Origin of the sequence: Algoriphagus ratkowskyi (genome assembly GCF_002150505.1) — a bacterium.
GTDB classification, from domain to species: Bacteria; Bacteroidota; Bacteroidia; order Cytophagales; family Cyclobacteriaceae; genus Algoriphagus; species Algoriphagus ratkowskyi.
The window spans coordinates 161,489-174,822 of record NZ_MSSV01000008.1 but is presented as its reverse complement, the minus strand read 5'-3'; the positions used below and the strand labels follow the sequence as shown (position 1 = coordinate 174,822).

The following is a 13,334-nucleotide window of genomic DNA, read 5'->3' as shown; positions in this document are numbered from 1 at the left end:
TTAAAATAAATCCTACCTTTGTGGTTGTTTTACAAAATTTAGCTAAACATGTATTTATCCTCAGAGATTAAAGAAGAGTTATTTAAGAATCATGGACGGTTAAAATCTGCTACTGACACAGGATCTCCTGAGTCTCAGATTGCCCTCTTTACACACAGAATCAAGCATTTGACCGAACATTTGAAGTCAAATAAGAAGGATCACTCCTCAAGACTTGGTCTATTGAAGCTAGTAGGTAAAAGAAGAAGCCTATTAGATTACCTTCATAAGAAAGAAATCGAGCGATACAGATCAATCATCGCCGAGCTAGGAATCAGAAAATAACCAAATTAGTAAGGTTCTCTTGAGTGAGAACCTTACTTTTTTATTTTTACGGTTATACGAAGACTTTTATCACTAACGACGCAAACTAACAATCATTTATGTTACCGAACTTAATCACCAAGACCATCACATTAGAAGATGGCAGAGAAATAACAATAGAAACAGGTGCATTGGCTAAACAAGCTGATGGGTCTGTGGTAGTGAAGATGGGTAAAGCTATGCTTTTGGCTACAGTAGTATCCAAAAAAGAAGCAGGAGAAGGAGTGGATTTTTTACCTATGTCTGTTGACTATCAGGAGAAATTTGCTTCATCAGGAAAAATTCCTGGAGGATTTTTGAAGCGTGAGGGAAGACTATCTGATTACGAAATTTTGATTAGCCGAATCGTAGATAGAGCTATTCGTCCTATATTCCCAGATGATTACCATGCAGATACTCAGATCGCTATTTCTTTAATTAGTGGTGATGAGGATGTGCTTCCAGATGCTTTGGCTGGTTTAGCTGCTTCTGCAGCTTTGGCAGTTTCTGATATTCCTTTCAATGGACCTATCTCTGAAGTTCGCGTAGTGAAAATCGATGGTAAATTGATCATCAATCCAACTCCGACTCAGTTGGCAAAAGCTTCTTTAGAGTTTATTGTTGCAGGTTCGCTTGACTTTATCTTAATGGTAGAAGGCGAAGCTAATGAGATCCAGGAAGAGGAAATGCTAGAAGCAATGCAATATGCTCATGAGGAAATCAAGAGACATTGCCAGGCTCAGATCGAGCTTACCAAGCTTGTAGGTAAAGAAGTAAAAAGAGAATATTCTCACGAAAAGTCTGATCCAGCCCTTTTCGATAAAATGAAAGCCGATGTTTACGACAAGCTTTATGCTTCAGTTGGTAAACTAATAGCTAACAAATCTGAGCGTTCTGCTTTGATAAAAGAGATCAAAGAAGAATTCGTAGCAAGTTTAGGTGATGATCACGGATTTGAATCAAGCCTAATAGGTCCATATTTCAGCAAAATCCATAAAGAAGCTGCTAGAAACCTGACTTTGAACGAAAAGAAAAGATTGGATGGTAGAAAATTGGACGAAGTAAGACCTATTTGGTCTGTTGTTGATTATTTGCCTTCAGCTCACGGTTCTGCAGTCTTTACCAGAGGTGAAACTCAATCTCTGACTACTTGTACTTTAGGTACAAAGATGGACGAGATGATGGTAGATGGAGCGACTATTTCTGGATACAACAAATTCTACTTACACTACAATTTCCCAGGTTTCTCTACAGGTGAGGTTAAAATAAACAGAGGACCAGCTAGAAGAGAAGTAGGACATGGTAACCTCGCGATGCGAGCTCTTAGAAAGGTTCTTCCTCCAGTAGAAGAGAATCCATATACTATCCGTATCGTTTCTGATATTTTAGAATCAAACGGTTCATCTTCTATGGCTACCGTTTGTGCAGGTTCATTAGCACTAATGGATGCAGGTATTCCTATCACATCTGCTGTGACGGGTATCGCAATGGGTATGATCTCTGATGCTACTACAGGGAAATATTCTATTCTTTCTGATATTTTGGGAGATGAAGATCATCTAGGTGATATGGATTTCAAAGTGACGGGTACTGCTAAAGGTATCACGGCTTGTCAGATGGATTTGAAAGTAGAAGGATTAGATTATTCAGTATTGAAGGAAGCATTGCTTCAGGCTAAAGACGGTCGACTTCATATATTGAATGAAATCACTAAAACACTTGCAGCTCCTAAGTCAGAATTGAAGCCTCATACCCCAAGATCCTTCATCATGATGATTCCTAAGGAATTGATCGGTGCAGTGATCGGGCCTGGAGGTAAAGTTATTCAGGAGATCCAGAAAGATACTGGAGCGACTATTGTGATCGAAGAAGTGGATAATCAGGGAAAAATCAACATCTTCTCTGCTAATCAAGATAAACTTAATGCTGCGCTTTCTCGTATCAAAGCAATCGTAGCTCAGCCTGAAATAGGAGAGGTTTATACTGGTAAAGTTAAAAATATTCAACCTTTTGGCGCCTTTGTGGAATTTATGCCGGGTAAGGATGGTTTACTTCATATCTCCGAGATCAAGCATGAGCGTTTAGAGACTATGGACGGTGTACTTGAGCCAGGAGAAGAAATACAGGTTAAGTTAATCGATGTCGATAAAAAAACTGGCAAATTTAAGCTTTCAAGAAAGGCTTTATTGCCAAAACCATAAAAACCAGCACTGAGTGCATAAGGTTAATCGAAACATTTGATTAATTTGATTTTCTTAAATAATTAAATTTCACAAATCATATTCCTGAATGAGGCAGCTAAAGATTAGCAAACAGATTACCAACAGAGAAAGTCAATCCCTGGATAAATATCTTCAAGAGATTGGAAAAGTTGACCTGTTGACAGCAGATGAAGAGGTAGTTCTGGCCAAACGAATTAGAGAAGGTGACCAATTGGCACTGGAGAAATTAACTAAAGCCAACCTTCGATTTGTAGTATCAGTTGCCAAGCAGTATCAAAACCAAGGACTTTCTTTGGGGGATTTGATCAATGAGGGTAACCTTGGATTGATCAAAGCTGCACAGCGATTTGATGAAACTCGTGGTTTTAAATTCATATCATATGCTGTATGGTGGATTAGACAATCCATCCTTCAAGCATTAGCTGAGCAATCTAGAATTGTTCGTCTTCCTTTGAACAGAGTAGGTTCATTGAATAAGATCAGCAAAACTTTCAGTGAGCTGGAGCAGAAATTTGAGCGTGAGCCATCTCCTGAGGAATTGGCAGAAGTGCTTGAAGTGACTGCAAATGAGGTAGTGGATACCATGAAAATTTCTGGTCGCCACGTATCTATGGATGCTCCTTTCGTCCAAGGTGAAGAAAACAGCCTCTTGGATGTATTAGAAAATGATGGTGATGAGAAGCCAGATGATGGTTTGATGAATGACTCACTTCGTAAAGAAGTTCAACGTGCACTTTCTACCCTAACACAAAGAGAAGCTGATGTGATCACGCTTTACTTTGGACTAAATGGTGAGCACGCAATGACTTTGGAAGAAATCGGAGAAAAATTCAATCTTACCAGAGAGCGAGTGAGACAAATAAAAGAGAAGGCTATCCGCCGACTCAGACATACTTCCCGTAGTAAGACACTAAAACCTTACCTCGGATAAGCAAGCACAGTACAAGAAGGGGGTTAGCCCCCTTTTTTTTTTCGTTATATTTCTAATCAGTATCTGAGTTCAGATATTAAATATTCCTTAGGTCAAAAGCTTAGGGAATTTTAACAATATGCAACTTTGTTACTAAAGCAGAATTCATAAAATTTGCCAGATTTAATATTTTCTATTAATGCAACCAGAAATTGAAAAAGTAAAAGTTTTGATCATTGGGTCAGGACCAGCAGGTTATACTGCCGCGATATACGCTGCTAGAGCAGGATTTACGCCTGTATTATATACTGGACCTCAGCCAGGTGGCCAGTTGACCATAACCAATGATGTGGAAAATTATCCTGGATATCCGGATGGGGTCGTAGGCCCCGAGATGATGGAAGACTTCAGAAAACAAGCTGAAAGATTTGGTACTCAGGTGAGATATGGCTTAGCTACAAGTGTTGATTTCTCTACCAAACCCCATACCGTAGTCATAGATGAGCAGATTACTATTCACGCCGATACAGTATTGATTTCTACAGGAGCCTCCGCAAAATGGTTAGGTATTGAAAGCGAAACTAGATTGAATGGACAAGGTGTTTCTGCCTGTGCTGTGTGTGATGGATTCTTTTTTAAAGGACAGGTAGTAGCGATAGTTGGAGCAGGCGACACCGCGTGTGAAGAAGCTTCCTATTTATCAAATATTTGTAGTAAAATATACATGCTGATCCGTAAGGATGAAATGCGAGCTTCGCAGATTATGCAAAAGCGCGTTATGAATAATCCTAAAATCGAGATTCTTTGGAATACAGAGACGGATGAAATTTTAGGTGATAAAGAGGTAAATGGAGTCAGAATCCTGAATAATAAAACCGGAGAAAAATCAGAAATCGCTATTTCTGGCTTCTTTGTTGCTATTGGTCATCAACCAAACACTGGCATATTCAAAGACTTTATTCACATGGATGATGCTGGGTATATCAAAACAATTCCTGGAAGCACAAAAACAAATGTAGAAGGCGTTTTTGCTTGTGGTGACGCACAAGATAACATCTACAGACAAGCTGTAACAGCAGCCGGTACTGGCTGTATGGCTGCACTGGATGCAGAAAGATATTTGGCTGAGTTCGAGAATGATTAAACCCGATAAATGAGGTATTCGATCCTATTTGTAGTCTTTTGTATAAATCTGAGCATTGGCGCTTTAAACGTCAATGCTCAAATTTTTCCAAAGATTATCAAGAAAAATAACACGACACATTCCCCTGCTGCAAACCAAGAGAGGAAAAACATAGAGCTTAGGACATTCGATCAAGATTCCTATCTAAGGACGCTGACTTCTGTAACAGATTCTATAATTTTTGAGAATAATGTAAACTTAGGTAGAGTCAGATCAATCATTAGTGAAGATCGGAATATCATGATTTGGGCTCCTACGAATCAACTGATTAAAGTTTCTGAGCAAATTCAAATTGACAGTATATGGGTAACTGCATTTGAATATTATTCTTCCTGGGACTCGAATAAAATAGACATTTACGATTTTGATCCAAAGACTTTTGTAGACACTGTAAACATTAAACTTTACGACGAGTTTTTTGGATACAATTGGAAAATGCCTTTAGAGACAACTCCTGTAACTTCTCCATATGGGTACAGATGGAGAAGGTGGCATTATGGTACTGATTTAGATTTGAATACTGGAGATCCTGTTTATAGTGGATTTGATGGAATTGTTAGAATTAAATCATTTGATCGCTATGGTTACGGATTTTATATTGTAGTGCGCCACAAAAACGGACTTGAAACTTTGTATGGTCATTTGTCCAAACAGCTGGTAGATATAGGTCAAGAGGTAAAAGCAGGAGAATTGATTGCGCTAGGTGGAAATACAGGCAAAAGCACTGGTTCACATTTACATTATGAACTGCGATACAGGGGTTTACCTTTTGATGCAGAGAAAGTTTATGATTTTTCTGACAATAAAATACTAAATCAAAATTATCAAATTACTCCCTCTTTATTTGGGAATATCATTCAGGCTAAATCAGCTCCAGCTAGAACAACTGCTACCCATAAAGTGAAAAAAGGGGAGAATTTAGGTTCTATCGCTCGAAAATACGGTGTATCCGTCAGTTCGCTCACCAGATTAAATGGTATTTCTACGCGAACTGTTTTGCGAATAGGTCAAAACCTTCGCATTAAATAATCGAAAAAAATAGAAATACTTATGAAGCTCGATATTTTAGTATTTGCCGCACATCCTGATGACGCGGAACTTGGCTGCTCTGGAACTATAGCATCACATGTAGCAAAAGGACACACGGTAGGAGTGGTAGACTTAACCCGAGGTGAAATGGGAACTCGCGGAACACCGGTGTTGCGCCTACAAGAAGCAAATGCTTCAAGTAAAATTCTACAACTTTCAGCGAGAGAAAATCTAGGTTTCAAGGATGTTTATTTCCAAAATGATGAAGTGCATCAGTCGAAGCTTATCGAAATGATTCGCAAATATAGACCTGAGATCGTGTTAGCTAACGCAGTTACTGACAGGCATCCAGATCATGGGAAGGGCTCCAGTTTAGCCACAACCGCCTGTTTTATGAGTGGACTTCGTAAGATTGAAACTCAGATAGACGGTATACCCCAAGAAGCTTGGAGGCCAAAATTTGTCTATCATTATATTCAAAACAATTACATAGAGCCAGATTTTGTTATGGATATTACTCCGTTTTGGCAAACAAAAATTGACAGCATTCTAGCTTTTCAATCTCAATTCTATGATGCTTCAAGCGAGGAGCCACAGAGTTTTATTTCAGATCCTGAATTTCTTCCTTTCATTGAAGCTAGAGCACGCGAATTTGGACATAAGATCATGGCCAAATATGGAGAAGGATTCACCGTAGAGCGTATGATTGGGGCAGAAGATCTTTTTAACCTAAAGTAATCATGGGGCAAGTCTTACCATAGTCCACTTGCCACCCTGAAATTCGTATTTGATTCTATCGTGCAGTCTACTTGGTCTTCCTTGCCAGAATTCAATAATTGATGGTTGTAATCGGTAGCCTCCCCAATGTCTTGGACGAACCAATTCTTTGGAAGCAAACTCATTAATAATTTGTTCCTTTCTCTCATTGATTTCTTCTCTAGAGTGAATTTCCTGACTTTGAGGTGATACCCATGCTCCAATTTGCGAATCTATAGGTCTGGAGAAGAAATAGCTGTCAGATTCTTCCGAAGTCACTTTTCCCACTTTTCCCCTTACACGTACCTGACGTTCCAACTCAGGCCAGAAAAAAGTCAACGAAGCAGAATTATTTATTTCAAGTTCTTTACCTTTTTCACTGTGATAATTGGTGAAAAACACAAAACCGCTGTCTACACCTTTTAAAAGGAGGATTCTGGCATTGGGTGCGCCATCTAAACCTACAGTGGAGACTGTCATAGCGTTAACTTCTAGCACTTCCGCTTGAATAGCCTCCTCAAACCAATTTTCAAATTGTTTGAGAGGATCAACACTTACATCATTGATATCCAATGATTTAATTGAGTAATCTTTACGTATTGCTGAGATGTCCATAGGAAATTGATATATTCTTGAAGATAAAATTACAATTGGCATTGCATTTAAAAAATTATGATTTATATTTTTCAAGAATTTAGATTTTAAAGCAGAATGAGTGAACAAAAACTACATAATCCTAAAGCTGGTGATCTATTAATATCAGAGCCATTTTTGCAAGATGAAAATTTTGTGCGTTCTGTGGTTCTTCTATGTGAGCATTCAGATGAGGGCAGTTTTGGCCTAATTATTAATAAGCCATCCATTCTTAAACTGGGTGAGCTGGTAGAAGCCTTAGATTTTTTAGACTCAGAACTGTTTGTAGGTGGGCCTGTAGAGCAAAATACCTTACATTTTATTTATGTAGGTGATAAAGTATTGGATGGAAGTCTTTCCTTGGGAGAGAAAGTGTGGTGGGGTGGAGATTATGATTCTTTAATTGAAAAATTGAAGTTAGGCTTGCTTGACCCTGATTCAGTAAGGTTTTTTATAGGTTATAGTGGCTGGGGTTCAGAGCAACTAGAGGATGAATTATCTGATGAGACATGGATCATTTGTAGTGAAAAACTAGACGAGCAAACATTCAGTTTCACACCTGAAGAACTGTGGAAAAGCTTACTTAAAAATATGGGAGGGGAGTTCAAAGTAATAGCAAATTATCCCCTAGATCCAAGATTAAATTAGGCAAAATCCCTACTTTTGCTCATATTGCGCCCTAATAGTACTGTTTTTATGACTGAGAAAAGTAATGATTTGTCCGACAAGGACAAGGTGACTCAAGCCTCCAATTCTGGAGAAGCCAAGGGTATCGATAAGAATAATAATTCTGAAGCTAATGAAGAGATTGCATCAGATCAGATCAGTGACGCTGAATCTGATAGTGACAATTCTTCAGATGAAGCTACTAAAGTAGATTCTTCAAAAGTAGAGGATGAAGTAGATACTACCGTAGCTAGTGAGGAATTAATTAAAGAGGATACCTCTAACGATGATGTAGCAGAAGTGGTCGAATCAACAGAAACCACTGAGCCTGTCGCTACTGACGATACAGGAACTAAAGCTAATAGTGCTGTAGATGAAGGATTAGAAGAAAAAATTGAGGATAAGTCAAATTCTAATAAGCCTGTTGAAGCCATTGCTAATGAAGATGATGAGTCGGAAGATGAAAGCGAAGAAGAGCATCATGAAGAAGAGGTTGATATCACTTCTCTTTCTAAAATTGAGCTAGTTGCTTTTTTGAAGAGTAAAGTTAAGCAAGATAATATCTATAGAGTTGATAAAATTGTTCATGAAATTAAAGCGGCCTTCGACGACTTCACTCTTAAAGAGAAGGAAGAAGCATTGGTTAATTTCAAAGCCGAAGGAGGAGTAGAGGACGATTTTGACTTTCGTCCAAGTGACGAGGAGAAAGAATTTAACACCTATTATTTCGAATATCGTCATCAACTTGGAGCGCTTCGTAAAGAAGCTGAAAAGCAAAAAGAGACAAATTTTACTGCTAAGACTGAGTTGCTAAACAAGCTGCGTGAGTTGGTCGATGGTGAGGAGACTACACTTAGTATGTCTACTATCAAAGGTTTACAGGAAGAATGGAAAAGTATTGGTCCAGTTCCACCTTCACAAAACAGAAATCTTTGGGCTAGCTATAATGCTTTGATGGATCGCTTCTATGATAATAGAAGTATCTATTTTGAACTGAAAGAACTTGATCGAAAAAAGAATCTAGAAAGCAAATTAGAGCTAGTAGAGAAAGCTACAGCTTTAAAGGACGTGAAAGATTTGAAAGATGCGATCAAAGCGTTAAATGACCTTCATGAAGAATTTAAACATATTGGTCCAGTCCCAAGAGACGAACAAGAGGCTTTATGGCAAAAATTCAAAGGTGCTTCTGATGCCGTGTATGATAGAAGAAAGGATTTTTATGAAGGCCAGAAAGAAGTATATAAGGTAAATCAAGATCAGAAAGAAGCTTTAATTGAGATATTAAAACCATTTGCTGAATTTAAAGCTGATAGAATTAGAGATTGGAATAGCAAGACCAAAGAGATCTTGGATATTCAGAAAAAGTGGGAGAAAATAGGTCCAGTACCTAGAGAAACAGGGAAAGATATCAATAAGTTATTCTGGGCAGCATTTAAGCAATTCTTTCACAATAAGAATTTATTCTTTAAAGAACTTGATGAGATCCGCGCTACTAATCAGGGAAGAGCAGAAGAGTTGATCACAAAAGCGGAAGAGCTGAAAGACAATACCGATTGGCAAAATACCTCCAATGCTTTGGTGAAGCTTCAGCAAGATTGGAAAAAGCTTGGTCCAACACCTGAGAAAAATAGAGATAGTCTTTACAAGCGCTTTAAATTAGCTTGTGACACATTCTTTGACAATAGAAGAGATTCAAATAAGCAGTCAACTGCTGAATTCGAAGAAAACTTGGTAAGTAAGCAGGCGATTTGTACTCAACTTACTGATGCTGCTACAAGTGGAGAGGTTTCTGAAGAAGCCTTGACCAAATTGGTTGGAGAATTTAATGATCTTGGCTTTGTGCCAAGAAAAGCCATGAAAGAAATCCAGGCGAAATTCAAAACTGCTGTTGATTTGTACTTAGAGAAGTTGAGTCCAGAAGGAGCAGGTAGGGAGGACTTCTTGTTTAGATTAAACCTGAACAGATTACAGTCTGATCCTAATGCTGTGAAAACGCTGAATAAGAAAGAGCATGGTATTAGAAAGCAAGTTTCTGAATTGGAGAATAACATAACCTTGTGGAAAAATAACCTGGAATTCTTTGCTGCCTCTAAAACTGCGGATAAATTGAAAGATCAGTTTGATCTTAAGATCCAAAAAGCAGAAGAAGAAATCGAAAAATTGAAGAGTAAGCTCTCAATTTTGAAAGAGTTTTAAATTTTTCTCACTCAGAATAAGGAAGATAGGATTTTTCTTTTCATAGGGTTTGGAGTGTAAAAAGTGAACATCTATATTTGCATCACCATAACGGAATAAGCCTCCTTAGCTCAGCTGGTAGAGCAACTGACTTGTAATCAGTAGGTCATTGGTTCGATCCCGATAGGAGGCTCAAAAAGGGAAACAGAAATGTTTCCCTTTTTGTATTTTAGGGCTTGAAACACTCTGATTATGTTCGTGGTCTTTATTCTTTATTCAGCAAATCTCGATCCTTATTACGTGGGTCAAACCGAAGATTTAGCAAGAAGTGTTGAAGAACATAATTCACATGTTTTTCAATTTTCATCTACAAAAATCACCCGAGACTGGGCTGTGTACTTTTTTATCACCTGTGAATCTAGAGCTCAAGCCGTATGAATCGAACTACAAATTAAAAGATCCAATTCTCGCGTCTAAAGGACTTTCAATAAATCTCTAATACTTAGTTTATGTAGATATATGGAGACCAATATAATGACAACTCTCAGTGCGATTCAGTCAGATTTTGTTTCCAAAAATAATAGGTCACAAAATTTGAGAATATCAAGATTTTCAAGTTATTGTATCAATTTAAAACAATAACCACAAAATTATGAAATCAAAAATTACATTATTCTGCAGCCTAGTACTGCTAATCACCTTGAGCTTTGCATTCACACCTTTCAATCCGACTCCAGAATACTTTGAAGGTAAATGGAGTGTATTGATTAAAGGAACTCCTAGCGGAGATGCAACCATCCCTATGAGGTTCGAAACTAAAGATGGCAAGACTACTGGTTACTTCATGGAAGAAGGAGTAGCAGAAGAAAAAAAGATGAGTTCTGCTTCCATCTCAGGAGATGTCATCAATACTTCTTTCAATATCACCGGCTATGATGTTACGCTTACTCTTAAAAAAGTAGATAGCGATCATGCAAAAGGAGACCTTATGGGGATGTTTGACGTAGAAGGTACCCGAGTAACAAAAAAATAACTTTTTACTAAAGCAGCTACAGAATAAAGACAGCAATTACGGTTGCTGTCTTTTTTTGTGTTTGTGAGAAAGAATAACTTTAGTTTGTCAATTTTTATAATGTTTTCTACGCTTAATTATAGGCTTGATATACATCATTACAAGTTTTATAGTCAAAGCAACTTTTTTCGGATTTGACTGAAAACAACGAGAAATATGGAATAGCCTATAAAGAATGGAATTATATATGCCATGTATCCTAGCGAAAGCATCACAGCGATGATCAGCAGCTGAAAACCCAAACCATAAACAGAAACTATCGTCATAAACCAAGCGGGAAAAGTTCTGACTTTTGTCGCTTCAGGGTCTAATAGATAGATTCCTTTATCAAAGACTGAATACAAGAAATAGAAGATTGTAAAATAAATGTTAACTCTCTTTTGGCTTTCGTTTGGAAATGCCCGAGGTGCTTTGTTTTCAAAAATACGGCTGGTACCATCTCCTCCTTTACGTTTATTTCTTAAGATGACGTAATAGTAATTGTAAAGTGTCCCCTGAAATTGAATACATATAAATGCAAGTAAAGCAAATCCATAATTGATTTCACTGCTGTATGAGATAGCGATGAATATCAATAGATTAAGGATAATATCAAATATGCTATCAAGGTATCTACCCGTGTGTGAAGGAGTCTCTTTTATTCTAGAGAGCTCACCATCAGCTGCATCTAAAACGGATTTCAATAAGAGGAGTAAAGCAGAAAAAATATACCACTCATTTAACAGAGAAAAAATTGCTAGTAAGCCACTTATTCCAAAAAGAACAGTTAGGTGAATGGGAGTTACGAAGGTAAACTGTACAGCTCTAGCAATGATTTTGGCAGGAGCTCTTCCATAATCAGACAGATCTAGAAACCTGTCGTCTTCGGCTAGTTTTGACATTCTTGAAATTAAAAAAAGAAAGGATAAACCCTCTTTGTTCTATATATTATTTTGAACAACTATTAGGTAACACCCATTATCTGAGAATAGTTAATTTAACTAGTAAATAGCTTTTTCATGTTTAGCCGATTACCTAGCAAACCTGAAAATAAATTCTATTTTGAAAATGGACTTATTTTAATGGTAAGATCATTCCAACTATTTTATCCAACAAAAAAGCTGATAGAAAATTCTGCCAGCTTTTTTGTCTTGTAACCCAATCTATATATTATTCATAGTCCTTTACATCCTTATTCTCTAGCTTTTAAAAGTAAATTCAGGAAGCGAAATGATTTTTCCGCCATCCATAGCTGACTCATGAGCCAAAATCCCGACACAGGTAATATTTGCTGATTCCTGAGCATCTGGGTAAGGTGCTCTTTTTTCTGATAGTGCATTTAAGAACTCATTGACCAAGTGTGGATGTGATCCACCGTGGCCAGATCCTTGGATAAAGGATAAATGCTGATTATCATCGCTGTCATATACACCAGCGGTAGTGAATGGAGCAATTTCTGCCGGCAGCAAATGTCCATAATCAGGAATTTTAACTTTCTCCGGGCTTTCACCCGTATGAATCACAGAGTCCTCGTGCTCAATCAAAGTCCACTCAAAGGACTTTTTAGAGCCATACACATCAAAACTCTCTCTGTACTGTCTAGCAGTATTGAAAAGCGACCTCGTGACCTCAGCGGATAAATCAGAATCTTTGAATTTGATATGACAAGTTTCGATGGCGAAAGGAGAACCGTACTTAGGAATCAAATCCTCATCTATACGTCCTGAACCAAAACAGGACACATATTCAGCCTGTGCCTTCGGCAAAGCCAAAACGGGTCCTACACAATGCGTCGCATAATGCATAGGAGGGAGGCCTTCCCAGTAACCTGGCCAGCCTGCCATTTCCTGCTGATGAGACGCTCTTAGGAACTGGATTTTTCCCAATTCACCTTTCTCATACATTTCCTTTACAAAGAGGAATTCACGGCTATAAATCACCGTCTCCATCATCATATAGGTCAAGCCAGTCCGCTGAACTTCTTCCACGATTTTCTTACAGTCTTCTACAGAAGTAGCCATAGGAACAGTACAAGCCACGTGCTTGCCAGCTCTAAGTGCTTTTAGGGATTGCTCCGCATGATTTTGAATGGGAGTATTGATATGAACTGCATCGATATCCGGATCTTTCAGCAGCTCATCGTAATCCGTATATACTTTCTCGATTCCGAATGCTTTGGCGATTTCTTCAGCCTTTTCCTTATTTCTTTGGCAGATAGCATACATATTCGCCAGTGTATGCTTTTGATAGATTGGAATAAACTCGGCTCCAAATCCAAGGCCTATGATTGCAATATTGAATTGTTTCTTACTCATTATTTTTTATTTCAAGGGTAAAAAGGAGGTTATTAGTTATTTGTTGTGGGTT

13 protein-coding genes and 1 tRNA gene are annotated in these 13,334 nt (G+C 37.9%); 11 read left to right on the top strand and 3 right to left on the bottom strand.

The features are described 5' to 3' along the window. Positions 1-48: 48 nt before the first annotated feature. The 6 genes from rpsO (at position 49) to bshB1 (ending at position 6,424) form a co-directional block, all read left to right on the top strand. Positions 49-324 (top strand): 30S ribosomal protein S15, encoded by a 276-nt coding sequence (rpsO, locus tag BVH02_RS10660; protein ID WP_057936311.1) that lies wholly within the window; start codon positions 49-51, stop codon positions 322-324. 98 nt (positions 325-422) lie between these two features. Continuing rightward, on the top strand, positions 423-2,543 hold the full coding sequence (gene pnp, locus BVH02_RS10655; protein ID WP_086501430.1) for a polyribonucleotide nucleotidyltransferase: 2,121 nt from the start codon (positions 423-425) through the stop codon (positions 2,541-2,543). An 88-nt stretch (positions 2,544-2,631) separates the two neighbouring features. Then, positions 2,632-3,495 carry a sigma-70 family RNA polymerase sigma factor gene (locus tag BVH02_RS10650; protein ID WP_057936313.1) on the top strand — a complete coding sequence of 288 codons (864 nt, stop codon included), beginning with the start codon at positions 2,632-2,634 and terminating at the stop codon, positions 3,493-3,495. A gap of 178 nt (positions 3,496-3,673) precedes the next feature. Next, entirely contained in the window at positions 3,674-4,618 is a 945-nt protein-coding gene (gene trxB / locus BVH02_RS10645; protein ID WP_086501429.1) for a thioredoxin-disulfide reductase, read from the top strand. Positions 4,619-4,627: 9 nt separating this feature from the next. Continuing rightward, positions 4,628-5,686 (top strand): peptidoglycan DD-metalloendopeptidase family protein, encoded by a 1,059-nt coding sequence (locus tag BVH02_RS10640; protein WP_086501428.1) that lies wholly within the window; start codon positions 4,628-4,630, stop codon positions 5,684-5,686. A gap of 21 nt (positions 5,687-5,707) precedes the next feature. Then, a complete protein-coding gene (gene bshB1, locus BVH02_RS10635) occupies positions 5,708-6,424 on the top strand; it encodes a bacillithiol biosynthesis deacetylase BshB1 (RefSeq protein ID WP_086501427.1) in 717 nt (238 codons plus the stop codon). Here bshB1 and pdxH read toward each other — a convergent pair whose 3' ends face one another. Continuing rightward, entirely contained in the window at positions 6,425-7,057 is a 633-nt protein-coding gene (pdxH, locus tag BVH02_RS10630; protein ID WP_086501548.1) for a pyridoxamine 5'-phosphate oxidase, read from the bottom strand. Positions 7,058-7,153: 96 nt separating this feature from the next. Between pdxH and BVH02_RS10625 the strand changes: the two genes are divergently transcribed. From BVH02_RS10625 to BVH02_RS10605, 5 genes are all read left to right on the top strand, one after another. Continuing rightward, on the top strand, positions 7,154-7,723 hold the full coding sequence (locus BVH02_RS10625) for a YqgE/AlgH family protein (RefSeq protein WP_086501426.1): 570 nt from the start codon (positions 7,154-7,156) through the stop codon (positions 7,721-7,723). Between the two features lie 48 nt (positions 7,724-7,771). Beyond that, positions 7,772-9,937, top strand: a complete 2,166-nt coding sequence (locus BVH02_RS10620) for a DUF349 domain-containing protein (protein ID WP_086501425.1) — start codon at positions 7,772-7,774, stop codon at positions 9,935-9,937. Positions 9,938-10,036: 99 nt separating this feature from the next. Further along, positions 10,037-10,109, top strand: a tRNA-Thr gene (locus tag BVH02_RS10615). Positions 10,110-10,168: 59 nt separating this feature from the next. Beyond that, positions 10,169-10,354, top strand: coding sequence for a GIY-YIG nuclease family protein (locus BVH02_RS22030; protein ID WP_086501424.1), 186 nt, complete (start codon positions 10,169-10,171; stop codon positions 10,352-10,354). 214 nt (positions 10,355-10,568) lie between these two features. Further along, a complete protein-coding gene (locus BVH02_RS10605; protein WP_086501423.1) occupies positions 10,569-10,949 on the top strand; it encodes a hypothetical protein in 381 nt (126 codons plus the stop codon). 152 nt (positions 10,950-11,101) lie between these two features. Here the strand turns inward: BVH02_RS10605 and BVH02_RS10600 are convergent, their stop codons facing one another. Beyond that, positions 11,102-11,869 (bottom strand): CDP-alcohol phosphatidyltransferase family protein, encoded by a 768-nt coding sequence (locus BVH02_RS10600; protein ID WP_086501422.1) that lies wholly within the window; start codon positions 11,867-11,869, stop codon positions 11,102-11,104. 297 nt (positions 11,870-12,166) lie between these two features. Beyond that, positions 12,167-13,282: a Gfo/Idh/MocA family protein gene (locus BVH02_RS10595; RefSeq protein ID WP_086501421.1), complete on the bottom strand. Its 1,116-nt coding sequence runs from the start codon at positions 13,280-13,282 to the stop codon at positions 12,167-12,169. Between the last annotated feature and the right edge of the window lie 52 nt (positions 13,283-13,334).

Coding starts and splice junctions, on each gene's coding strand:
- rpsO (WP_057936311.1), top strand. CDS start 49: ATGTATTTATCCTCAGAGATTAAAGAAGAGTTATTTAAGAATCATGGA.
- pnp (WP_086501430.1), top strand. CDS start 423: ATGTTACCGAACTTAATCACCAAGACCATCACATTAGAAGATGGCAGA.
- BVH02_RS10650 (WP_057936313.1), top strand. CDS start 2,632: ATGAGGCAGCTAAAGATTAGCAAACAGATTACCAACAGAGAAAGTCAA.
- trxB (WP_086501429.1), top strand. CDS start 3,674: ATGCAACCAGAAATTGAAAAAGTAAAAGTTTTGATCATTGGGTCAGGA.
- BVH02_RS10640 (WP_086501428.1), top strand. CDS start 4,628: ATGAGGTATTCGATCCTATTTGTAGTCTTTTGTATAAATCTGAGCATT.
- bshB1 (WP_086501427.1), top strand. CDS start 5,708: ATGAAGCTCGATATTTTAGTATTTGCCGCACATCCTGATGACGCGGAA.
- pdxH (WP_086501548.1), bottom strand. CDS start 7,057: ATGGACATCTCAGCAATACGTAAAGATTACTCAATTAAATCATTGGAT.
- BVH02_RS10625 (WP_086501426.1), top strand. CDS start 7,154: ATGAGTGAACAAAAACTACATAATCCTAAAGCTGGTGATCTATTAATA.
- BVH02_RS10620 (WP_086501425.1), top strand. CDS start 7,772: ATGACTGAGAAAAGTAATGATTTGTCCGACAAGGACAAGGTGACTCAA.
- BVH02_RS22030 (WP_086501424.1), top strand. CDS start 10,169: ATGTTCGTGGTCTTTATTCTTTATTCAGCAAATCTCGATCCTTATTAC.
- BVH02_RS10605 (WP_086501423.1), top strand. CDS start 10,569: ATGAAATCAAAAATTACATTATTCTGCAGCCTAGTACTGCTAATCACC.
- BVH02_RS10600 (WP_086501422.1), bottom strand. CDS start 11,869: ATGTCAAAACTAGCCGAAGACGACAGGTTTCTAGATCTGTCTGATTAT.
- BVH02_RS10595 (WP_086501421.1), bottom strand. CDS start 13,282: ATGAGTAAGAAACAATTCAATATTGCAATCATAGGCCTTGGATTTGGA.